The sequence below is a fragment of the Aquabacter sp. DMC10 genome, assembly GCF_056314145.1.
The window spans coordinates 75,806-97,995 of the sequence record NZ_JBQUYX010000004.1; the positions used below are offsets into that span (position 1 = coordinate 75,806).

A 22,190-nucleotide genomic window follows, 5' to 3' on the forward strand; every position below is an offset into this window, starting at 1 on the left:
GCATTTTGGCGTGCCGGCGGCGCCTGGCGCATGTCCGCGCGATGGGGGACCCGGTTCGCGCCAGGGAAATGCGCCAAGACAAAGAGTTAGATCGCCCCAGTGTGCCCGGGAAACGCTGAGGCGATCCATGGCTTATGGCTTGGTGGCGGTCGCGGTGACGGTGAAATTCTCCAGGGCCACCAGAGGCTCCGCGCCCAGCACATCCATCAGCCGCGCGCCGTTGCGCGGCGTGATGGCGAAGGACAGGGTGCCGGAGGAGTTCAGGAAGTCCGACACCGCCGCCGCGATGCTGGGGGCGGAGGGAAAGACCGGGGCGGCTTCCGTGGCGGTCTTCGTGAGCTGGGCGATGAACTCCTGGCGGAACGCCTCGGGCGTCTGGCCGGCGGCGTCCGCCTGGCCCTTCACCGCCAGGGCCACCAGCCCGTGATCGGTGATGCTAATGGTCACCGGCCCCGGCGCGATGGCGGGAGCGGCAGCCACCAGGGTCACCGGGTCCTCGAAGGCGGAGACCGGGACGTTCGTGAGGGCGGCGGTGACGGCGAGGGTCACGGCCTTGTCCAGCACCAAGCGGGCCGGCGAAAGAGTGAGGGTGCCCGTGGCGCGGTCATAGGCAAGACCCAAGTCCAGGTCCAGGGTGGCCTCCTTCATGCCGGCATTGGCCAGGTAGCTGAAGGGGGCGCCGTCCGCCTCCGAGATCGGGCCGCTGAACCGGGACATCTTCACCGAGGTGCGCGCCGGCAACAGGCCCACATAGTCGTCCCAGCTCATGTCCAGGTGCTGAAGCGCGATCGGCGCCTGGCCGACCTCTTCAGGATAGGACAGGCCGGAAATCTCGACGCCCTTCAGTCCCTGGAGCAAGGCGAGCCCGGCCTCGACGGAGGGCTCGGTGCCATCGCGCAGGGCCTTGGCCGAGACCCCGAAGATGGGTGTCAGGCTGAAGCCTTTCAGCACCAGCGCATCCAGCTTCAGCGGCTGCCCGTCCGAGGTCTTGCCCTGCAGGCCGCGCAGGGAGAAGCTTTCGAGCGTCCCGTCCCGGAAGTTTTTCAGGCCCAGGGAGGCCAGTTCCACCGAGCTGACCGCATCCCCCGCCTTGATGGACTTCATTTCGGCGGACACCAGGGCGGCGCCCTTCAGCACATCGGCGGAGATGTCGAACAGACGCGCGCTCTGTTCGTGGCTCAGGGAGCGGCTGTCCTGGGAGAGGGCGGCCAGCTCGTCCAGGCGATTGAAGGAGAGGATGGCCGGATCGATGGCCACGCCTTCGGCAAGAATGGAGCCCACCGAAAGCGTGGGGCCATCGGTCTGGGTCAGCTTGTAGCCGGTGGCGGCAAGGCGGCCATAGACCGTTCGGTATCCTCCCCCGGTTCCCGCCGCGCTCCCCGTGGAGGCCAGGGCGAGAATGGGCGTCGTGTCGATCTCGGACGCGTTGAAATTATCCAGCTGCCCGGTCATGCGCTCGTCGGGTCCGGGACCCTGCGCCACATTCTGGAACGACATCCGGTCGAAGGAGAGGGTGGACATCTTGCCGCCCTTGATCCCCTCCGCCAGCAGCAGGCGGTAGGTGGCATCAAGGGTGTGTGGCCGGTCTCTGTCAGGGGTGGAGGTGACATGGGCCGCCAGATCGGGGATTTCCACCCGCGCGGCGGTCGTGGCGGCAAACTGGGCGAGCCCGAAGCGAACCGCTTCATGCTTGCCGCCGCCGCCGGGAACGGCGAGGGCGGTGGCCGGCCCCTCGAAGCCGCGAATGCGCACCACGGGGGCCTCGTAGACGGCCTTCTGGTGCAGCGTCGGCTCGTCCACGCTCACCTGAAGGGCGTTCACATCGATCCGCTCGGCAGAGAAGCGGCCGGCAATCACGGGCGTGACACTGCCGGCGATGAGGCTCGCCACCTTCACGGACTTGGTCCCGTCGGCGCTGCGAATGGCGATGTTGGAGACGGTGAGGGTGCGGGAGAACAGGTCGAAGCCCACGCCCCCATAGGTTGCGGTGGCCCCGCTTTGGCGCACCGCCGCAAAGGCCTGCTCCACCTGGTCGCGCGCCTGCGCCTTGCTCCAGGCGACGATCCCCAGGAAGGCACCGCCCGCCAGGAAGACAACCGCGCCGATCCCGATCAAAACCTTCTTCATGGTCCGTCCCTGTCTCCGTCGCCCGGCACCGTGCCTTCCCCGCGCGGAAAGCTCAATGGTCGCCGGGGCAGGAAAATCCAACTTCCACCCGTGACATCACCGCCTGCGGCGGCTACCGTGCCGGCCCTTTTCCAGAGCCGGTGGCGCGCGCATTGAATCGGGTGGAGATCCAAGGTGCGCGGCCAAGCCGCCTCTGTATAACGAGTTGGAGCATGCGCCGTTCGGCCGGCATCACAAGCCGGGCGATGCCTGCTTCGTCACCAGGTTGGCGTGTGCCCCGATGAGATGGATCCATTCTGATCGGAACGCACGCTAGGCTTCACGCGCGCGACGGCTGCATAAGGTGGGGGAGGACATGGCGTCTAACATGTCGAACATTTCCGACGATCTGAAGTCGGGAGCACTCGTTTATCACCGCCTGCCGCGGCCCGGTAAGCTGGAGATCCAGGCAACCAAGCCGCTCGGCAACCAGCGCGACCTCGCGCTCGCCTATTCTCCCGGCGTGGCGGCCGCATGCGAGGCCATCAAGGCTGATCCGCTGCAGGCCGCCGAGCTGACCACCCGCGCCAATCTGGTGGCCGTCGTCTCCAACGGCACCGCCGTGCTCGGCCTCGGCAACATCGGCCCGCTCGCCTCAAAGCCGGTGATGGAAGGCAAGGCGGTGCTGTTCAAGAAGTTCGCCGGCATCGATGTGTTCGACATCGAGCTGGCGGCCACCGAGATCGACCACTTGGTGGAGACGGTGGCGGCGCTGGAGCCTACCTTCGGCGGCATCAACCTGGAAGACATCAAGGCGCCCGAGTGCTTCGAGGTTGAGCGGCGCCTGCGCGAGCGGATGAAGATCCCGGTCTTCCATGACGACCAGCATGGCACCGCCATCATTGTCGGCGCCGCCGTGCGCAATGCGCTGGAGATCGGCAACCGCAAGATCGAGGATCTCAAGATCGTCGTCTCCGGCGCCGGCGCGGCCGCGCTCGCCTGCCTCGGCCTCCTGGTGACGCTCGGCGCCAAGCGCGAGAACATCTGGGTCTGCGACATCGAGGGCGTGGTCTATGAAGGCCGCGAGACCCTCATGGACCCCTACAAGTCCATCTATGCCCAGAAGACCGATGCCCGCTCCCTGGGCGAGGTCATTGACGGCGCCCACATCTTCCTCGGCCTGTCCGCCGGCGGCGTGCTGAAGCCGGAGATGGTGGCCCGCATGGCCGAGCGGCCCCTCATCCTGGCGCTCGCCAATCCCAATCCCGAGATCATGCCGGAAGAGGCGCGCGCCGTGCGCCCCGACGCCATGATCTGCACCGGCCGGTCGGACTTCCCGAACCAGGTCAACAACGTCCTGTGCTTCCCCTACATCTTCCGCGGCGCGCTGGACGTGGGCGCCACCGACATCAATGCGGAAATGAAGATGGCGGCGGTGGAAGCCATCGCCGCGCTCGCCCGCGAAACACCGTCGGACGTGGTGGCCCGCGCCTATGGCGGCGAGACCCGCGCCTTCGGGCCGGACAGCATCATTCCCTCGCCCTTTGATCCGCGCCTCATCCTGCGCATCGCGCCGGCGGTGGCGAAGGCCGCCATGGACACCGGGGTCGCCACCCGGCCCATCGCTGACCTCGACGCCTATGTGGACCAGCTGGACCAGTTCGTGTTCCGCTCCGGCTTCATCATGCGTCCCCTGTTCCAGCGCGCGAAGCAGGACAAGAAGCGCGTGATCTATGCCGAGGGCGAGGACGAGCGCGTTCTGCGCGCGGCCCAGGCCGTGGTGGAAGAGGGCATTGCCCGTCCCATCCTGGTGGCTCGTCCCGGCGTGCTGGAGACCCGCCTGCACCGCTTCGGCCTCTCCATCCGGCCGGGTGCGGACTTCGATGTCATCAACCCCGAGGATGATCCGCGCTACCGCGACTTCGTGCGCTCCTATGTGGAGATTGCCGGCCGGCGGGGCGTGACGCCCGATGCCGCCCGCACGCTGGTGCGCACCTCCGCGACCGTGATCTCGGCGCTGGCCGTGCGCAAGGGCGAGGCGGATGCCATGCTGTGCGGCATCGAGGGGCGCTTCATGCGGCACCTGCGCCATGTCCGCGACATCATCGGCCGGGCACCGGGGGTGAACGAACTGGCGGCCCTGTCGCTGCTCATCACTCCGAAGGGCAATTTCTTCATCTGCGACACCCAGATCCAGGCTGAGCCCAGCCCGGCGGATCTGGCGGAGATGACCGTGCTCGCTGCCGCCCATGTTCGCCGCTTCGGCATCGAGCCGAAGGTGGCGTTGCTGTCGCACTCCAACTTCGGCAGCTACGAGACCACCAGCGCCAAGCGCGTGCGGGCGGCGCTCGACCTCATCCTGGAGCGCGATCCCGGCCTCCAGGTGGACGGCGAGATGCAGGCCGATACCGCATTGGTGGACGAGATCCGCCAGCGCACCTTCCCGGCCTCCAACCTGACCGGTCCCGCCAATGTTCTGGTGATGCCGGACCTCGATGCCGCGGACATCGCCTACAACATGATCAAGGTGCTGGGCGATGCGCTCCCGGTCGGCCCCATCCTCATGGGCACGGCAAAGCCGGCCCACATTCTGGGTCCGTCCATCACCGCCCGCGGCATCGTCAACATGACGGCGGTGGCGGTGGCGGAAGCCCAGGGCACGCTCTGATCCGCGTGCCGGCGCCGGGACCCGCAGGGGCCCGACGCAGCAAAGCCCGATCGGTCAGGTTGAGCCAGCCTGATCGGTCCGTCAGCCTCCAAGTCACTGAGAAATCACATTCCCATCTGAGTGCGATGCAGTCAGGTGGGAATGCCCGATGGCGAGGCCGTATGCCTTTCAGGCGTCGGCAGCATGGTCCGCGCCAGCGCTCACCACGTGTAGCGCAGGCCGAGCGAGACGCTCTGGGCGGTCAGGTCATCGGCAACCTGAAGCTCATACTGGGCCGAGATCTTCAGATTCTGGGTCTGTTGTGCCGCCAGCCCCGCCGCCAGGACCCCGATGTTTCGCCCGAGCCCTGTGCCCGTAACCGAGAACGGTAAGCCCGGCGCGCTGATGAGGCCCGCCGTGGTGCCGACGCTGGTATCGCCGGCGTTATAATAGTAGCGGGCGCTCAGTTCCGGCGTGAGGGTGAAGGTGCCCGCATTGACCATGCGCGACAGCCGAAGCCCGATGGAGGGCAGGACGAGATCCAGCGTCTGTGAGCCTACGGTGAGCCCCGCCGCCCCCGCGCCGGCCTCCACAAAGGCATTCCGGGTGAGGTGGTACCAATCGAAGCCGAGGCTCGGCTCGAAGGTGAGACCGCCCGTGCTCCACACCCCGCCGGCCTTGACGGAGAGCGCCACCGCATTGCCGTCGGGGCTGGCGGTGGCCACCCGCTGGAGCGCCCCGAACGCCAGCGCACGGGTGCTTGAATAATCGGCATAGGAATAGGACGCGGTGCCGTCCAGGAACAGGTTGCCGCTCTGGAGCGAGCCGTAAAGCGAGATCTGGTAGGTGTCGGCGCCGCCATTGGCGGCATTGACGCCCTGGGTGTTGAGGCTGCCATAGGCAAAGCTCAGGCCGGCAAGGCCCGCCCCGAAGCTCTTGTCGAGCCCGAGCATCACGCCAACGCCCGTCATGTCGAAGCTGCCCGCGCCCCCGATGCTGGCCGGCCCGCCCAGCACCCGCGCCCAGGCGGAGACACCGTCGGGCGCGTTCATGGCGCCCGCCCCGGCCGTGCCGCCGTCCTGCAGGGCAGCCGAGGCGTCAGCGAGGGTGCTGCCGAGGCCCGACAGGTCCGATCCAGCAATGGACAGAGCCCCACCCGCCGTCACGCCCGCCGCGTCCCGGCCCGCCCGGCGGGCGGAGATGCGGTCTTCCAAGGCGCGTGTGAACTGGCCCTGCTGGATGGCGCTCGCGGTGAGCAGGTTGCCGATGGAGACGCCGGATAGCTGGTCCAGGGCGTTGGCGCCCGCCGCATTGGTGCCGGTGGTGTCGAGGCCGAAGAAGACGTTGTCCAGGTCGCCTTGGCTGGCCGGGCGATAGGCGCCGTTCAGATAGGTGGCCACCGCCTTCTGGTTGGCGGTCACCGCAGGAGCCGCGAAGTCCCGGGCGAAGGTGACCGAGACCGACGGCCCGGCATAATGGAGCGTCTGGGACAGGAAGGGCGAGAGGTCCTCCACGGCGTCATAGGTGCCGGAGGCGGTGCCGGTAGAGGTGGCGAAGGTCAGCGTCTGATTGGTCAGCTTGTCCGTGGGATCGGTGACGATGCGCACGGTTCCATCGCGCACGAAGCTGCCGGTGACCACCAATTGGTCCGCTCGGTTGGGGTCCACTTCCAGATGGTAGACGGAGCTGTCGGTCAGCGTCAGGTCGCCGTCAATGGTCAGGGTCCCGATGGAATTGCCGGGAGCGATGAGCCCGGCCGCCACGATGCCGCCGCCCTGGTCCGCCCGGCCGGTCACGATGGTGCCGGAGCCGCCGAGCACCGTGTCCGGCAAGGTGTCCAGCCGGTAGGTGACGAATGGATTGGTGCTGTTGATCTTCAGCGTGCCTTCCGCCAGCGTGGTGAGCTGTCGGCCCACCCCTTTCACCGCTTCCGTCTGCCCGTTCGCCGCCGTGTCGAGGGTGGAGCGGATGTCCAATGTGCCGGCGCCGGTCTTGGTGAGATTGCCGTCGCCCGACAAGGTGTTGCCGGTGAGGGTGAGAAGCGCGCCCGCGTCGGTGTGGAAGGTACCGCCCTCTTCGGCGATCCGCACATCGCGCGTCATCTGTAGGCTTTGGCTCGCCGAGACCCCGCCGCCGCGCAGGGTGAGGAGGCCGGAGCGATCGCCCAGATTGGCGTCGGACGAGATGCGCACCAGCCCCGCATCCACGCGCGTTCCGCCGCTGTAGCTGTTCAGCCCGGCGAGCGTGAGGGTCTCGGCGCCCTGCTTGATGAGTGACCCTGTGCCGCCGATGAACCCGGCATAGGTCTCGTTGCGCACATCGATATTGGCCACGTGCGGCATGGTGAGCGTGACCGGGGCACCATAGTCGAGCCGGTCGGAATTCACCGCATATTCGGCGATGATGGCATGGCCGGCTGTGGTGGGGTGGAACTGATCCCAGAACAGGAAGGTCTGCGCCGCCGTCTTGGAGCAGCCATTGACGAAATTCCCGGTTTCCGAGTCCACGCAATTGAGGCGCACATCGGTAAAGCCAAAGGCGGCGGCATTGGACTGGATCTCCCGAAACAGCGCAGCGGTGTCCACGACCACCATGCGCGTGCCGGGATTGTCGGCCGCGAACGTGGTCCCCAGCGCGTACATTTTCTCCTTCAATTGGCGGTTCATGCTGGTGATGGCGTCACTCAGCGCGGTTTTGTCTGCCGGGGCAAGGCTCGTGAACTTGGGGGAGGTGGAGGCATCGGGGAGGGTCAGAACCATATAGGTGACCCCCTCGCTGGCCACGTCCCGGCGAGCCTGGAAGGCGGCATTCATCTTCGCCAGATCGGTGGGGATGTTCTTGAGGATCAGGTCGCGCTGATACGAGGGGGATCGCAACTGCTCGGCGGTGAGCCCCAGCAAAGCCGAAATGGTGTCGGGCGCGCCGGCATCCACATAAGGCTGCCGGAAATTGTTGCCGCCGATCCAGAGGGTCACCAGCGGGCGGGCGCCATAGTTCGAGGCGGGACTGAGGGTGGGATCGCGCCAGCTGGCCGGCTTGGTGAGCCCATCGGCGAACTGGTCGACCTGCGCCTCCAGATGGGTGACGAAGCGCTGCACGCTTTGCCGATAGGCCGTGCCCGTGACCGCCCCGCCCCAGGACAGGTTGCGGTCCGCCACATAGGGCTGGCCTTCCCGCGTCGCCAGATATTCCAGCCAGACCGGGCCGTTGGAGAAGCGGCCGTTGTCATAGTTGGGTCCCTTGGGCGCCACATACTGGCGCGGAACCAGCCAGTTGTTGGAAAGGTAACGGTAGGTGCGGCCGGTATCGCTGAGGCTGTCGCCCACCGACCAGATGGAGGTGTATTGAAGATCTGTCGCCCGGGCGATGGCCGTCGAGCACAAGAGTGCAATCGAAAGAGCTGCCAGACCGATCTTCAAGATATCCCCCACATCGTGATGTCGGGGAAAGCTAGAAATCGCTCCAGTCTAGGTCAATGAAATAAAAGGAAATAAAGCTATCTCGCGTCGGCTAGACTTCGTAATCAGCCGCCCCAACGCTGCGGCCGGTAGAAGGTGTGAACGCCGATCTTGTCGAGCTTGCGCATCTCTCGCACCCAGCTCGGATGGACCCAATAGGCGTGATAGTGCGTGGCGCGCCCCACGCTCGGCAGCCACAGCTTGCCATCCAGCATGTCGGCGGAAATCTGCTTGGCCTGCACCCACATGTCCGGCTCGCGGATCACGTCTGGCACGTCGTCGCAGGCGAAGGTGAACTGGCAGGCCAGATGCTTGTGCGCGTTCTGATACACGGTCTTGCACACATCGGCGGGGTAATAGCCCGAGAACACCCGGTTCATGATGACTTGCGCCACGGCGATCTGGCCGCGCTTGGACTCGCCCCGGCTTTCAAAATAGATGGCTTCCGCCAGGCACTTCTCCGCCTGGGCCCGTTCGGTGCCCACCAGATTGAGCCGAATGGCCGGCGTGACGATGCCGCTTGCCGCGGTCTCCTCGCCCTCGCTTTCCTCGCTGTCCGAATGCTGGAAGGTGAGGGCGGGAAACAGACGGGTGTCGCGGCCGAAGATGAGGCTGGCATCGCGCTGCACCGGCTGGTCCGCGCCCCAGGAATCCATGAGCGCCGCCAGCTGTGTTTCCGCGTCGAGGGGGCCTCCCGAGGCCTGGCTTGGCTGCGAAGGGTCGGCCTCGGCCGTGTCGGCGGGTCCCTTATCGATTCCGGCAAGGTCCGGTCCCACGCTTGCCGGTGGTTCGCCCTCGGCCACCGCCAACGGGTCATCCGCCGCATCATCCACCAGGCCAGGCAAGGTCAGCAGGCTGTCGAGGGCCAGTTCCAGATATGCCGTTGCGGCGACCGGCTCAGGGCCGAACAGGTCGGGCGCGGCCTCTCCGGCGAGGTCGTCACCGCTGGCGCCCTCGCTGCCCTTGGTCAGCGTTCCCAGCACCAGGGGCGGGGGAAAGGCATCGGAGGGGGCGCCGGTGACGGAGGCTTCGGTGATCGGGGCGGGCAGGTCCTGCCATTCCAGAGTGGCCACGCGCAGCGCCCGCATGGGTCCGGCGAGCAGCCCGGGCTGGGCGCGGTCGGCGGCCGAGCGGGAAAGGAAGGCGTCGGACGGCAGGCTCTGGGCGTGCCCGGCTGCTGGCGCCAGGCAGGCCATCAGCGCCCAGGCGGCCGGCGCGACCAGCCGGAAGGATCGCCGCGGGGCAGAAGGAGCCGGCATGACCATCGTCCTCGATCGCCAGGGCGCAGCTCGGCCCCGGCGGCAGGAGGCCGACGGTTGCGCGCCCGCTGTCGATGCCCGGTCCCAGCTGTCCAGGGGGCGTCGACCGCATGCGGGAAAAATCGCGCATTAAGCTTACGGGGTGGTTAAGCGGACCGCGAAAGCCGCCTCCCGGGTGAAAGGACCGCCCGTCGGCGGTTCCATGCGGCGGGCGCGGGCCAGGCCCTCGGTGCCAAAGCGCACACGGATCGCTTCCTCCACCCAGCGTGTCTCCTGTGCGCTGCGTCGGGCGGCGGCCCGCCCCCCCTCCGACAGATGCGCCTGATGGGCGCGCACGGAGGTGGAAAAGTCGCTCAGCCCTTCTCCGGTGGCTGCGGACAGGCGGATCACCGGCACCGTCCACGCCCCGACCCCGCCCGCCAGGGACAATGCGCCGGTCACATCCGCCGCCGCCCGCCGGGCGATCTCCGCCATGTCGGCTTTGGTGACGACGATGATGTCCGGCAGCTCCATGACGCCGGCTTTCATGAATTGCAGGCTGTCGCCGGAGGCGGGCTGAATGCATAGCACCACCGTGTCGGCCACCAGATCGATGTCGGCTTCCGACTGGCCGACGCCCACCGTTTCCACGATGACGCGATCATAGATTGCCCGCAGGAGCGCTACCGCCGCCACGGCATCGTCAGAGAGGCCGCCGAGGCGGTCGCGGGCGGCCATGGAGCGCACAAAGACACCGCGATCCTCAGGATCGGTCTGGATGCGCGCCCTGTCTCCTAAAAGAGCGCCCCCGGTGCGGCGGGAGGAGGGGTCCACGGCCAGGACGGCGATGGTCTCCCCCGCCGCCCGGGCTTGGCGCACCAGCGCGTTGGTGAGCGTCGACTTGCCGACGCCCGGCGGTCCGGTGAGCCCGAGCACATGGGCGCGGGCCGCCAAGGCCGCCTCATCCAGCAAGGCAGTGAGCGGAGCGCTGCCGCGCGCGGTCTCAATGGCTGCGAGGGCGCCAGCCACGGCGCGCTTGCCGCCGGAACGCAAGGCATCAAGGCTGGGAATCGGGGGCAAGGATCGCTGCATGGCGCAAGCTTAAAGCAGGCGCGTGCGCTTGGCATCCCGACTGGCGCGGGCCCGGTGAGGGTGCAGGCGCGGAACTCGCGCCCCTAACCCGGGAATGGACAGCACAGGCCGCAGGCGGGCTGGTGGGAGAAGAAGACGAGAGCACCCGGGTCTAGGCAAAAAAAAAGGCGTCGACTTTCGTCGACGCCTTTCCACTGATCGGAACCGTGCGGGGGAACGAAACCGATCAATAGCTCTTCATTGGCAATAAGACTTCGGTACGGTCATCACCTGTCCGCTGGGGTCGCTGTAATAGCAGCGACCGTTGTTCCAAAAATAAAACGTCCTCTGTTGCTGAAGGTTCAGGGCCCCGCCCATGATCGCACCGGTTGCCCCGCCGATCACCGCGCCTGCCGCCGCTCCCCTCGCATTCCCCGAAACCGCCCCGCCGATGATGGCGCCGGTGATGCCTCCCATGACCGCCCCTGCTGCAACATCGTCTTGCGCATGTGCGGCGCCTGGAAACACACTCGCCAGGACAACCAGTGTCACCATTTGCTTTCGCATCGCACGCACTCCGCTGTCAGGTCCCGAAGGAGGTAACGGCTGAGGCTTGTGCGACGCTTCCGAAGCTATCGCGGCGAAGATGAACGGGAGATGAGCGGGAGGCGCGTAATGCAAATTTGGAGGTACCATGAACCCTAAGTGCGGCCAGCATTGAGCTGCGCGCATTGGTTGAGCTTAAGTTTCGCTCCGTCGTTAGTGTTTTGTTTTCAAAGGATTTTTTGTAACGTGTGGGCGGCCCGAGATCGGCCTTTTTGCGGCAGGGGAAAAGTTCAGGCTCCCTTTGGGGCATGCGTTTGACGCATTGCACGCAAGGCCCCACCGCAAGGCGCCCGCCACCCTTGCCAGGAAGCCCCAGCTTGGGCACGCTGCGGCGCAAGATGGGAGACGTCAGATGAGTGAGTTCAATCCGTTCGGCGGCCGAATCGTCCACCTCACCCCGCAGGAGGTGGAGGCGGGGCTCGTGGACGGCAGCGTCCTCCTGGTGGACGTGCGCGAGCCGAACGAGATCGCCGCCGAGCGCATTCCCGGAGCGGTCAACATGCCCTTGAACAGCTTCGACCCGGCGGGCCTGCCGGACCCCGAGGGCAAGCGCCTCGTCTTTTCGTGCCGCTCCGGCCAGCGGTCGCAGAAGGCGGCCGCCCTCGCCCAGTCCGCCGGGCTGCCCTATGTGGAGCATATGCAGGGCGGCATTCTCGGCTGGAAGGATGCGGGCTTCGAGACCCTCAAGGGCTGAGGGAAGGCCCGTCAGAGCATTTCAGGGTTTCACCGAAACGCTGAAATGCTCTCTTGCTCTATTCCAGCGTGGCCGCGACGCGACCCGGTCCGATGCGCTCGGACCTGTTTTACGGGCGGATGGTCGGATCGAGAGGAAAGGTCAGGCGCACGCAGGTGCCGGGCGTCGCGGGCAGGAAGGCCAGGTTCGCCCCCAGCTTGCTGGCCATGGCGCGAACGATGCGATTGCCGAGGCCCGTCCCCTTGTGCTCCTGGGGCATGCCGACCCCGTCGTCCGCCACGTCCAGGCGCACCTCGCCGTCCGCCTGCGTCAGGTCGACCCGTACCGGTCCTGAGCCGCCGGGATAAGCGTATTTCGAGGCATTGATCACCAGTTCGGTGACGATCACGCCGATGGCCACAGCGCGGTCGGGGTCGATCTCCAGGGGATCGGAGCGCACCTGCAAGGTCACGCCCACGTCGCCATGCCGGGCGGACACCTGGAGGTCTTCGGCGAGGGCCGCGAGATACTGGTCAAGGGCGACGCTGGCCACGTCCTCGGACGTATAGAGGCGCCGATGCACCTGCGCCACCGCAGCCACGCGGCCGCGCGCGGACTGGAGCGCCTCTTGAACTTCCTTGTTGTCGGTGGCGCTCGCCTGCACATGGAGCAGAGAAACGATGATCTGCAGGGAATTGCCCACGCGGTGGTTCATTTCCCGCAGCAGCAGCGCCCGCTCGGCCGCCAGCGCCTCGAACCGGTCGCGGGCGGCGCGAATCTCGGCCTCGGCGGCTTCGTGTGCGCGACGCATGCGCACCGTTTCCATGGCCGCGTCGATGGCGGACCGCAACAGCTCGATGAAGTCGCTCTGGACTTCCTTGATGACATAGTCGACCGCCCCGGCCTTCAGCGCGGCCACGGCGACGCGGCTTTCCTGGGTTCCGGTGACATAGACCACGGGCGGCGGGTCCGGCAGGCGACGGATGTCGGCCAGGGTGGCCAAGCCGTCTTGTCCTGGCATGAAATGGTCGAGCGCCACCACGTCGATGCCGCCCAAGGTGATGCGCGCGAGTCCCGCCGCGCCCGAGGGAGCGGTTTCAACCCCATAGCCCAGCCGCTCCAGCTTGCGCCGCACGAGGCTGGAGAGACCGGGGTCGTCGTCGATATAGAGAACCCGCCGTGGGCTCGGCTGTGCGCCCGTGCCTTCGGGAGGCTCCGCCGTCTGCGTGCCGATGGTTGCCTCCACCCGTGAATGCTCATTCATGGCCATGATGCCACATCATTTGGCCTCGGGAACCTGGATCACCGAGAAGAACAGGCCCAGCTGGCGGATGGCATTGGCGAAGTTTTCGTAATTGACCGGCTTGGTGACATAGACATTGGCGCCCAGGTCGTAGCAGCGCTGGATCTCGCGCTTGTCGTCCGTTGTGGTGAGGACCACCACGGGAGAGCGCTTGAGATGGTCATTTTCCTTGATGCGCCGCAGGATGTCGACGCCCGTCATGTCCGGCAGATTGAGGTCCAGCAGCACCAGAAGGGCCTTGCCTGCATTCACCGCGCCGGTGCCATCCGGGCCGAACAAGTGGCGGATGGCGCTGGTGCCGTCCCGGAACGGGGTGATCTCGTTCATCACGCCGGCCCGGCGGATGTTCTTCTCGATCAAGCGGGCGTGGCCTTCATCGTCCTCGATCATCACGATGGAGACGTGCTCAACCATTGTCGTTCCCCTTGTTCTGCGGCGCCAGAACGCGCGGCAGGGTGATCTTGAAGGTGGTCCCCTCGCCCAATTGGGATTCGAGCACGATGGAGCCACCCATGCGCCGCACCAGCGAGCGCACATGGGCGAGGCCGATGCCTTCCCCCGGCTTGTCCTGCGGGCCGGAGCGGCGGAACAGCTCGAAGACCCGGCCGCGATCCTCCGCGGCTATGCCCCGGCCATTGTCGGACACGAGGAAGGTCACGTAGGCGGACGTCTCCAGCGCCGAGACGGAGATGCGCCCCGGCACGTCCAAGCGCAGATACTTGACGGCATTGTCGATCAGGTTGGTGAAGACCTGTTCGAGCGCCATGCGGTCGGTGGTGATGGCGGGCAGGGGCGTCACGTCGATGCGGGCGTCGCGCTCCAGCAACTGGTGCGCCATGGTTTCCGCAATGCCGGTGACCAGGGCGCGCACGTCCACCACGGTGGGGTGGAACTCGGCGCGCCCCTGCCGCGAGAGTTCCAGGATCGCCTTGATGAGCCGGTCCATCTTGACGATGGAGGCCTTGATGAAGCCGAAGGCCTCCTCGAAGTCGGCGGCCAGATCCGCATCCTCGTCCGCCCGGCCCCCCACCTGCGCCCGCAAGGCCGCCAGCCGGTCGAAGAGGTCGGTGCGCATGGTCTCCAGCTCGCTGGTGAAACCCATGATGTTCACAAGCGGGGAGCGCAGATCATGGCTGACGATATAGGCGAAGCTCTGGATCTCGTTATTGGCCTCTTCCAGGTCGGCGGTGCGCTCGCGCACCCGCTGCTCCAGCGACTGGTTGGCGCGCGCCAGTTCACGATGGGCGAGGCGCAGCTCTTCTGTGTTGCGGCGCACCAGGATCATGGACAAGGCCGCGATGATGAGGATCGCGATGACGCCGATCACATTCATCACCAGGAGCCAGGTGGCGGTGGCGTTGGAAGCCGAAGTGCGTGAGACGAGAAGGTTTTCTTCCTCGTCCTTCATCTGCGCGATGATGGTGGACATGTCGCGCATCAAGGTCTCGCCCCGGCCGGCTTCCACCACCGCCAGGGCTTCGTCGGCCCGCCCGGCTTGCCGCAATGCGACGGTCTGGGTCAGCTCGGCCACTTTTTCCCGCATCTTGGGGAGAAGAGCGTCGATGCGCGCGCGCTGGTTGGGATTGTCCGATGTCAGCTGAGACAACGTCTGCAGGGCGGGCTCGATGTCTGCCACCGCCTGCTTGAAGACCTGCAGGAGGCTGTCCTGACCGGTCAGCAGATACCCGCGTTGGGAACTCTCCGCCCGCCGGATCATGATCCGAAGCTCGGACAGACTATTCTCAACCTTGAGTGTATGCGCCACTTTGTTGGAATCGTCCCGGGCCCGGTTCACCAGGAAAATGGACACGGAACTGATGGCGATGAGCAAGGCAAAGCCAAGTCCCAGAAGGACCGGCTGGCTCAGAAAGGTGACGCGCTTGGTCTTCGGCGCGAAAAGGGCGGCCATTCAGGTCGTCCAACCTCGGACAGGAGTGGGGAGCGAAGATCGGAAAAAGGACAGCAGTCGAAGGACGTTTTTTTGATTCCTATCCTTCTCTCTATAAGAAATCTCCGCCACGGGATAGGGAAACGAGGCGGCGAAAATAAAGCAGCGGTGCACGAAAGATCACCCAAAGCTATAGCTTGTCCGTAAGCACCCGATATGCTCCTATGAGCGGGCATCATTTGGATGATGGAGTATCATGCAGGTTCCAGAACGCAGTCGCCTTCTTCAGGGTGCACCTGAAGCGCAGAGCGGGGCTCAGGAGGCTCCTCTGATGGTTTCACCCGCGCAGGGCGCGGCCCCGGCTTTGGCCGGAGACGAGGCGAAATCCTACATTCAATCCTACGGTGTTCCCGACATCGTGGAAGTCCTCCTGCCCGACACCAGCGGCGTGCTGCGCGGAAAGTGGATCCCTGGCCATTCCCTGGCCAAGATCTGGGACAGCGGTGTCGCCATTCCCTTGTCCATCTTCGGCCTCGACATCTGGGGCTGTGAGGTGGAGGCCACCGAAATTCATCTGGAGACCGGCGACAAGGACGGCCTGTGCTGGCCCGTGCCCGGCACGCTGAAGCCGGTGCCCTGGTCTCCGCGCCCGGCGGCGCAGGTGCTCATAACCATGCATGAGCCGGATGGCCGCCCCTGGCTGCTCGATCCTCGCCAGCAACTGGCCCGCGTCGTCGAGCGCTTTTCCGCCCTGGGCCTCACGCCGGTGGTGGCGTTCGAGCTGGAATTCTACCTGCTGAAGCCCGGCGATCCGGGCCAGCCGCCCGAGCCGGTCTTCCCGGCCACCGGGCAGGCGCGGCAGAACATGTATTCCATGTCCGACCTCGACGCCTTTGCGCCGGTGCTGCATGACATGCGCACGGCGGCGGCGACCCAAGGCCTGCCGGCCGACACGGTCATCTCCGAGGCGGCACCCGGCCAGTTCGAGGTCAACCTCTATCACCGCGCTGACCCCATGGCCGCGGCGGACGATGCCATCTTGCTGAAGCGGCTCATCGATGGCGTCGCGCGGCGCCACGGTTTGCGCGCCACCTTCATGGCCAAGCCCCTGCTCGACTTTGCCGGCAACGGGATGCACGTGCATGTGAGCCTGAAGGATCAAACGGGCGCCAACGCCTTCGCCCGCGAGGGCGGGGAGGGGGACCGCCTGCTGCGCCACGCGGCCGGCGGGCTGCTGTCCACCATGGCGGAGACGCTGCTCTTCTTCGTGCCAGGCTTCAATGGCTATCGGCGCCTGGTGCCTGGCAGCTATGCGCCGACCGGCATAACCTGGGGCTTCGACAATCGCTCGGTGGCGGTGCGGGTGCCCAACGGCCCGGCCAATGCCAAGCGTCTGGAGCACCGGATCGCCGGGGCCGATGCCCATCCCCATCTGGTGCTGGCCGGCATCCTCGCCGGCATGCTGGAAGGCATCGAAGCGGGCATTGAGCCGCCCGCGCCCTTGAGCGGCAATGCCTATGACCACGAGGCGGAGAGCCTTTCGCCATCCATGAGCGAGGCGATCAACCGGTTCCGCACGTCCGACTTCATCGCCCGGGCATTCGGGGAGGAGTATCGGCGCATCTTCGCGGTCATGAAGCAGGCGGAACTGGACGCGTTCGCACGCGTCATTTCGTCCCTCGAGTACGACACGTATCTTTAGCGGCTGAAGCCTGGGGCATCCCTCGGGATGCCCCAGCTGCATGCAAACCTTCCCCGCGGCCCCTCAGTGGGCGGCACGGGGCCGGCGCCAATGGCGGCGGCGGGCGCGTTCCATATGGACCGGCTCGACATCCGGCGGGATGCTGGGCGCGGTGGTGCGCCAGGTCACGGCATCGGAGATGGCGCCGCTCATGCCCGCATGGGTGCTGCCTGAAATGCCGCCCGAAGGCACCAGACCGCGCTCTTCCCTGTTGGGAAGGGCAGCGGTAGCGGGGACGTGGCCGAAATCCTCCGGCATGCGCCGTGCGACGTGGGCCATGGCAAATCCTCCTTTTTATTCTGGGTTGTTCCCCCCATGTCGCATCAACATGGTCCTTCCAGAGGGAAAGTCCAGGGGGCCTGCCTGGGAGCCCGATTTTTCGGCATGCGGCGGGCGCATGGTTTGACGCACGTCAAGGGGCTGAAACGGCAACCTTCTTAGCCTTGGCTGCAACAACCAAGGGAGGATGCCATGCCCGCCGATGTCGCCGTTGTGATCAGTGCCGTTGTTGCGGCCTTCGTGCTCTTCGCTGCCGTGCTGGCCTGGGCGGACGTGACCAGCCGTCCCGCCCGCTGAACCGTTCCCCCTCAGGGCTGCGGCGGCACTTCGCTGCGGGGATCTGGCAGGGTGTGCTTCTCGATGGTGGATTTGGCTCCCGCCATTTCCGCCCCCGCATCCTTGGGCAGGCGCAGGAACGAGAAGACCGAGAGCGCTGAAATGGCGGCCACCACCAGGAAGGCAGGCGTAAAGTCCGCCTGGACCAGGGTGTCGGAGCCGCGGAATTCGCGCATGGCCTCCAGCACCATGCCCGCCACCGCCACCCCCACTGACAGGGAGACCTGCTGGGCAACGCTGGCGAAGGAGGTGGCGCGGCTCATATCCGCCTGTTCCACGTCCGCATAGGCGATGGCATTGAGGGCGGTGAATTCCAGCGACCGGAAGAAGCCGCCCACCAGCAGCACCACCATGATGACCAGATGGGGCGTGTCCGGGGTGAACAGCACGTTCGCCGCGATGAAGGCGGACGAGAGGAGGCTGTTGACCACCAGGATGCGCCGGAATCCGAAGCGGCGGATGATGGGGGCGGCGGTGGTCTTCATCACCAGGGCGCCGGCCGACGAAGCAAAGGTCAGCAGGCCGGAGGCCAGGGGGGAGAGGCCGAAGGTCAGTTGCAGCATCAGCGGCAGCAGGAACGGAATGGCGCCGATGCCCACCCGGAACAGCGACGCCCCCAGAACGCCCGCCCGGAACGTGGTGAGCCGCAACAGCCGCAGGTCGATCACCGCATGGGGCGTGCGGTGCGCATGGCGCACATAGAAGGCGAAGACGATGACACCGGCCGAGCCCACCGCCAGGGCCAGCCACACCGACATCACCGCCTCGCCCATCAGGGCCAGGCCCGCGACGATGCCGGAAAGCCCGACCCCTGACAGCACGAGGCCCCGCAGATCGAGGGGCGGCACATCCTCTTCGCGCACATTCTCGATGAAGCGCGTGGCCAGGATCACACCCAGCACGCCGATGGGCACGTTGATGAAGAAGATCAGGCGCCAGTCGAAATAGGTGGTGATGAAGCCGCCGAGCGGCGGGCCCAGCACCGGCCCGAGCAAGGCCGGCATGGTCAGCCAAGCGAGCGCCGAAACCAGTTCCGCCTTGGGGATGGAGCGCAGGATGACAAGGCGCCCCACGGGCACCATCATCGCTCCGCCCATGCCCTGGATGATGCGATAGAGCACGAAGTCGGCGAGCCCCGTGGACAGGCCGCACAGGATCGAGCCCAAGGTGAAGATGACGATGGCGGAGCGGAACACGGTGCGCGCGCCGTAGCGGTCCGCCGCCCAGCCGCTGGCGGGAATGAACACCGCCAAGGACAGGAGATAGGAGGTCATCGCCAGTTTCAGCGAGACCGGGTCTTCCTGGAGGGCGGTGGCGATGGCGGGCAAGGCCGTGGAAATGATGGTGGAATCCACCTGTTCCATGAACAGGGCGCAGGCCACGATCAGGGGGATGAGGACCTGGCGGGGCAAATGGTGGGAGAGGCCAGCCGGCATGTTCGCTCTGCTTTCGGGCCCCATCCTTAAATGAAATCCGCGGCCTTGGAAAAGCGTGCCGGACGCAGAACCGGCGCGGGGTGCATGCGGTTGGTGCGGTGGAAGAGCCGTGCCGCATCCTGTAGAGCTAGCGATGCCCGGCGGCGAACAGGAGATGTGCGTGGCCAAGGACCTCACCTCGGACCTCACCTCGGACTTCACCTCTCTCTACGCTCACGAATTCGTGCGCATCGCCGCCTGCGTGCCGCGGGCGACGGTGACTGATCCCGAATTCGCGGTGGAGGAGACGCTCCGCATCGCCCGCGAGGGGCATGCGGCCAAGGCGGCCGTTCTGCTGTTCCCGGAACTTGGGCTGTCCTCCTACGCCATTGACGACCTCCTGTTCCAGGATGCGCTGCTGGACGAGGTGGAGGCCGCCATCGGCACGCTGGTGACGGCGTCGCGCGATCTCTTCCCGGTGCTGCTGGTGGGGGCGCCGCTGCGCCGCGAAGGCCGGCTTTATAATACGGCGGTGGTGATCCACGGCGGGTCGGTGCTGGGCGTGGTCCCGAAGACCTATCTGCCCAATTACCGGGAGTTTTATGAGCGCCGGCATTTCACCTCTGGCGCCGGGGTGAGGGGCCGCCGCATCGAGGTGGCCGGGCAGGAAGCCCCCTTCGGTGTCGATCTGATTTTCCGCTCGGAAGGCTCCGTCCCCTTCACCTTCCACGCGGAAATCTGCGAGGACATCTGGGTGCCGCTGCCGCCCTCCACCCATGCCGCGCTGGCCGGGGCCGAGGTGCTGCTCAACCTGTCCGCTTCCAATATCACCATCGGCAAGGCACGCAGCCGGCGGCTTCTGTGCGCCAGCCAGTCGGCCCGCGCGGTCGCGGCCTATGCCTATTCGGCAGCGGGACCGGGGGAATCCACCACGGATCTGGCCTGGGATGGCCATGCCGCGGTGTTCGAGTACGGCGACCTGCTGGCCGAGACGCAGCGTTTCCCCACCGGCGCGGTGATTGCCACGGCGGACGTGGACCTGGGGCGCATCCGGCAGGAGCGCATGCGCATGTCCACCTATGGGGACAGTGTGCGGGAGGAGGGGGGCGGGGCGGAGTTCCGTGTGGTGGAATTCCGGCTGGATAAGCCCGACCATCCGGTACCACTTCAGCGCGCAATCGAGCGCTTTCCGTTTGTCCCGTCCGATCCGGCCCGCCTGCGGGAAGATTGTTACGAGGCCTACAATATCCAGGTGCAGGGGTTGGCCAAGCGGCTGGAGGCCACCGGCCTCCAGAAGGCGGTGATCGGGGTGTCCGGCGGGCTGGATTCCACCCAGGCTCTCATCGTCACGGTCAAGGCCATGGACCTGCTGGGGCGCGACCGCTCCAACGTGCTGGCCTATACGCTGCCTGGGTTTGCGACCTCCGACCACACCAAGGCCAATGCCTGGGCGCTGATGAAGGCGCTGGGGGTGAGTGCGCAGGAGATTGATATCCGGCCCGCCGCCCGGCAGATGCTGGCCGACATGGGCCACCCGTTCGCCAGCGGCGAGGCGGTCTATGATGTGACGTTCGAGAATGTGCAGGCGGGGCTTCGGACCGATTATCTGTTCCGCCTGGCCAACCAGGCCGGGGGGCTGGTGGTGGGGACGGGGGATCTGTCGGAGCTGGCCTTGGGGTGGTGCACCTATGGGGTCGGCGACCACATGTCCCACTACAATGTCAACGCCTCCGTCTCCAAGACCTTGATCCAGCACCTGATTCGTTTCGTGGCGGGGTCCGGCGACGTGGATGGGGAGACCGCCCGGATCCTGCTGTCGATCCTGGCCACCGAGATCTCTCCCGAGCTGGTGCCGGCCGGGGAGGGGCAGGCGATCCAGTCGACCCAGCAGATCGTCGGGCCCTATGCGCTGCAGGATTTCAACCTGTTCTACCTGACGCGCTACGGCTACCGGCCGTCCAAGATCGCCTTCCTCGCCCACCATGCCTGGGGCGATGCGGCGCGCGGCGCCTGGCCGGAGGACATGCCTGAGGCCGAGCGAAGAGCCTATGCCCTCGGCGAGATCAAGGCTTGGCTCAAGGTGTTCTTGTCGCGGTTCTTCGTCAGCCAGTTCAAGCGCTCCACCTTGCCCAACGGACCGAAGATTTCCTCGGGCGGGGCGCTGTCCCCCCGGGGCGACTGGCGCGCCCCCTCCGATGGCCAGGCCAAGGTGTGGCTGAAGGAGCTGGCGGAGAATGTGCCGGACGCCTGATGGCCGCCCCCGACTTGCCTGCCTTCTGTGTGACGCTAGGGAATGGGATGCGGCGAGGGATGGGTGGGCGGTGCGCGGCGGTCGGCCTAGAAGGCATTTGCCACGATGAAGCCGCATGGATAGGTTACGCGCCCTCGACCAAGCGCGGGCGTCGTGCCGCGCGCTGACCTGTTGCGACCCGTGCGATCCCCCGTTACCGGACCGTTCATGACCGATATTTTCCATGAGATCGAAGAAGACCTGCGGCGCGACCGCCTGCGCAGGGTCTGGGACCGCTACGGCATCGTGTTCGTCGCCTTGGTGATTGCGGTGATTGCCGGGGCGGCCGGCTATGCCACCTATAAATGGTGGAAGCTGCAGCAGGAGCAGGCCTCCGGGGCCCGATTCGAGGCGGCCAGCCAATTGGCGCTCGCCGGCAAGGCGGCCGATGCCGAGGCCGCCTATCTCGCCCTCGCCAAGGACGGCACCGCCGGATACCAGATGCTGGCGCGCTTCCGCGCCGCGGCCGAGATGGCGCAGGCCGACAAGGCCAAGGGCGCGGCGGCCTTCGATGCCATCGCCGCCGATGCCAGCCTGTCCACCCTTGCCCGTGACTTGGCCCGGGTGCGCGCCGGCCTCCTTCTGGTCGACACCGCCCCGCTGGCCGACCTTCAGAGCCGCCTCCAGGGGCTGGCGGACAGCCAGAGCGCGCTGCGCTATTCGGCCCGCGAGATCCTGGCGCTGGCCCAGTACAAGGCCGGCGACCTGGCCGCCGCCAACAAGGCCGCCGCGCTCCTCCTGGAGGAGCCGGAGGTTCCGCCCGGCGTGCGCAACCGCGCCGAGCTCATCCGCGCCCTGACGGCTGCGGCCGCACAGATCAACCCCGCCGTCGGCGCTGCCGCCACCCAGTGAGGATCGCAGACATGGCCCATCGCCCCTCCCTGTTCCTGCGCCTGGCGATTGTCACGGCCCTCGGGCTCGGCGTCGCCAGCTGCGAGTCGCTGGACAAGTTCAATCCCTTCGAGGAGAAGAAGACGCCGCTCCCGGGCGAGCGCAAGCCCGTCTTCCCGCAGGGCGTGCCGGGGGTGAATTATTCCAGCCCGCTGGCGCAGCCGTCCAATTCCAACGTGGATCCCACCGTCCTTCAGCCGCAGCAGCAGCAGGGCGGGACGACCCAGCGCAACTGAGCCAGACGGCTC

Annotated in this window: 16 protein-coding genes; 6 read left to right on the forward strand and 10 right to left on the reverse strand. The window is 66.7% G+C overall.

What is annotated here, in order from left to right:
* Nucleotides 1–132: 132 nt before the first annotated feature.
* Nucleotides 133–2,127, reverse strand: a complete 1,995-nt coding sequence (locus tag ACT54L_RS12165) for a hypothetical protein (protein ID WP_476085849.1) — start codon at nucleotides 2,125–2,127, stop codon at nucleotides 133–135.
* Between the two features lie 367 nt (nucleotides 2,128–2,494).
* On the opposite strand from ACT54L_RS12165, the gene ACT54L_RS12170 reads away from it, so the two are divergent.
* A complete protein-coding gene (locus ACT54L_RS12170; protein WP_476085850.1) occupies nucleotides 2,495–4,774 on the forward strand; it encodes an NADP-dependent malic enzyme in 2,280 nt (759 codons plus the stop codon).
* Between the two features lie 200 nt (nucleotides 4,775–4,974).
* Here ACT54L_RS12170 and ACT54L_RS12175 read toward each other — a convergent pair whose 3' ends face one another.
* The 4 genes from ACT54L_RS12175 to ACT54L_RS12190 form a co-directional block, all read right to left on the reverse strand.
* Nucleotides 4,975–8,172 carry an autotransporter domain-containing protein gene (locus ACT54L_RS12175; protein WP_476085851.1) on the reverse strand — a complete coding sequence of 1,066 codons (3,198 nt, stop codon included), beginning with the start codon at nucleotides 8,170–8,172 and terminating at the stop codon, nucleotides 4,975–4,977.
* A gap of 104 nt (nucleotides 8,173–8,276) precedes the next feature.
* Nucleotides 8,277–9,470, reverse strand: a complete 1,194-nt coding sequence (locus tag ACT54L_RS12180; RefSeq protein WP_476085852.1) for a cell wall hydrolase — start codon at nucleotides 9,468–9,470, stop codon at nucleotides 8,277–8,279.
* Nucleotides 9,471–9,605: 135 nt separating this feature from the next.
* Nucleotides 9,606–10,529, reverse strand: coding sequence for an ArgK/MeaB family GTPase (locus tag ACT54L_RS12185; protein ID WP_476085853.1), 924 nt, complete (start codon nucleotides 10,527–10,529; stop codon nucleotides 9,606–9,608).
* Nucleotides 10,530–10,778: 249 nt separating this feature from the next.
* Complete coding sequence (locus ACT54L_RS12190; protein WP_476085854.1) at nucleotides 10,779–11,075, reverse strand: glycine zipper domain-containing protein; 297 nt, start codon at nucleotides 11,073–11,075, stop codon at nucleotides 10,779–10,781.
* Nucleotides 11,076–11,478: 403 nt separating this feature from the next.
* On the opposite strand from ACT54L_RS12190, the gene ACT54L_RS12195 reads away from it, so the two are divergent.
* A complete protein-coding gene (locus ACT54L_RS12195) occupies nucleotides 11,479–11,820 on the forward strand; it encodes a rhodanese-like domain-containing protein (RefSeq protein WP_476085855.1) in 342 nt (113 codons plus the stop codon).
* Between the two features lie 109 nt (nucleotides 11,821–11,929).
* Here ACT54L_RS12195 and ACT54L_RS12200 read toward each other — a convergent pair whose 3' ends face one another.
* From ACT54L_RS12200 to ACT54L_RS12210, 3 genes are read right to left on the reverse strand one after another with little or no spacing between them, the layout of a single operon-like run.
* A complete protein-coding gene (locus ACT54L_RS12200) occupies nucleotides 11,930–13,069 on the reverse strand; it encodes a sensor histidine kinase (protein WP_476085856.1) in 1,140 nt (379 codons plus the stop codon).
* A 9-nt stretch (nucleotides 13,070–13,078) separates the two neighbouring features.
* Nucleotides 13,079–13,516: a response regulator gene (locus tag ACT54L_RS12205; protein WP_476085857.1), complete on the reverse strand. Its 438-nt coding sequence runs from the start codon at nucleotides 13,514–13,516 to the stop codon at nucleotides 13,079–13,081.
* Nucleotides 13,509–15,011 (reverse strand): sensor histidine kinase, encoded by a 1,503-nt coding sequence (locus ACT54L_RS12210; protein WP_476085858.1) that lies wholly within the window; start codon nucleotides 15,009–15,011, stop codon nucleotides 13,509–13,511. Before ACT54L_RS12210 ends, ACT54L_RS12205 begins: the two co-directional genes overlap by 8 nt.
* A 310-nt stretch (nucleotides 15,012–15,321) precedes the next feature.
* Here ACT54L_RS12210 and ACT54L_RS12215 point away from each other — a divergent pair, with 310 nt between their 5' ends.
* Nucleotides 15,322–16,692, forward strand: coding sequence for a glutamine synthetase family protein (locus ACT54L_RS12215; protein WP_476085859.1), 1,371 nt, complete (start codon nucleotides 15,322–15,324; stop codon nucleotides 16,690–16,692).
* A 63-nt stretch (nucleotides 16,693–16,755) separates the two neighbouring features.
* Here the strand turns inward: ACT54L_RS12215 and ACT54L_RS12220 are convergent, their stop codons facing one another.
* On the reverse strand, nucleotides 16,756–17,010 hold the full coding sequence (locus ACT54L_RS12220) for a hypothetical protein (protein ID WP_476085860.1): 255 nt from the start codon (nucleotides 17,008–17,010) through the stop codon (nucleotides 16,756–16,758).
* 308 nt (nucleotides 17,011–17,318) lie between these two features.
* The gene (locus ACT54L_RS12225; RefSeq protein ID WP_476085861.1) at nucleotides 17,319–18,782 is read right to left on the reverse strand and encodes an MFS transporter; all 1,464 of its coding nucleotides are present in this window, start codon (nucleotides 18,780–18,782) and stop codon (nucleotides 17,319–17,321) included.
* Between the two features lie 160 nt (nucleotides 18,783–18,942).
* Here ACT54L_RS12225 and ACT54L_RS12230 point away from each other — a divergent pair, with 160 nt between their 5' ends.
* The 3 genes from ACT54L_RS12230 (at nucleotide 18,943) to ACT54L_RS12240 (ending at nucleotide 22,178) form a co-directional block, all read left to right on the forward strand.
* Nucleotides 18,943–21,012, forward strand: coding sequence for an NAD(+) synthase (locus ACT54L_RS12230; RefSeq protein WP_476085862.1), 2,070 nt, complete (start codon nucleotides 18,943–18,945; stop codon nucleotides 21,010–21,012).
* A gap of 207 nt (nucleotides 21,013–21,219) precedes the next feature.
* Nucleotides 21,220–21,903 (forward strand): tetratricopeptide repeat protein, encoded by a 684-nt coding sequence (locus ACT54L_RS12235; protein ID WP_476085863.1) that lies wholly within the window; start codon nucleotides 21,220–21,222, stop codon nucleotides 21,901–21,903.
* Between the two features lie 11 nt (nucleotides 21,904–21,914).
* Nucleotides 21,915–22,178, forward strand: coding sequence for a hypothetical protein (locus tag ACT54L_RS12240; RefSeq protein ID WP_476085864.1), 264 nt, complete (start codon nucleotides 21,915–21,917; stop codon nucleotides 22,176–22,178).
* The last annotated feature ends 12 nt before the right edge of the window (nucleotides 22,179–22,190 follow it).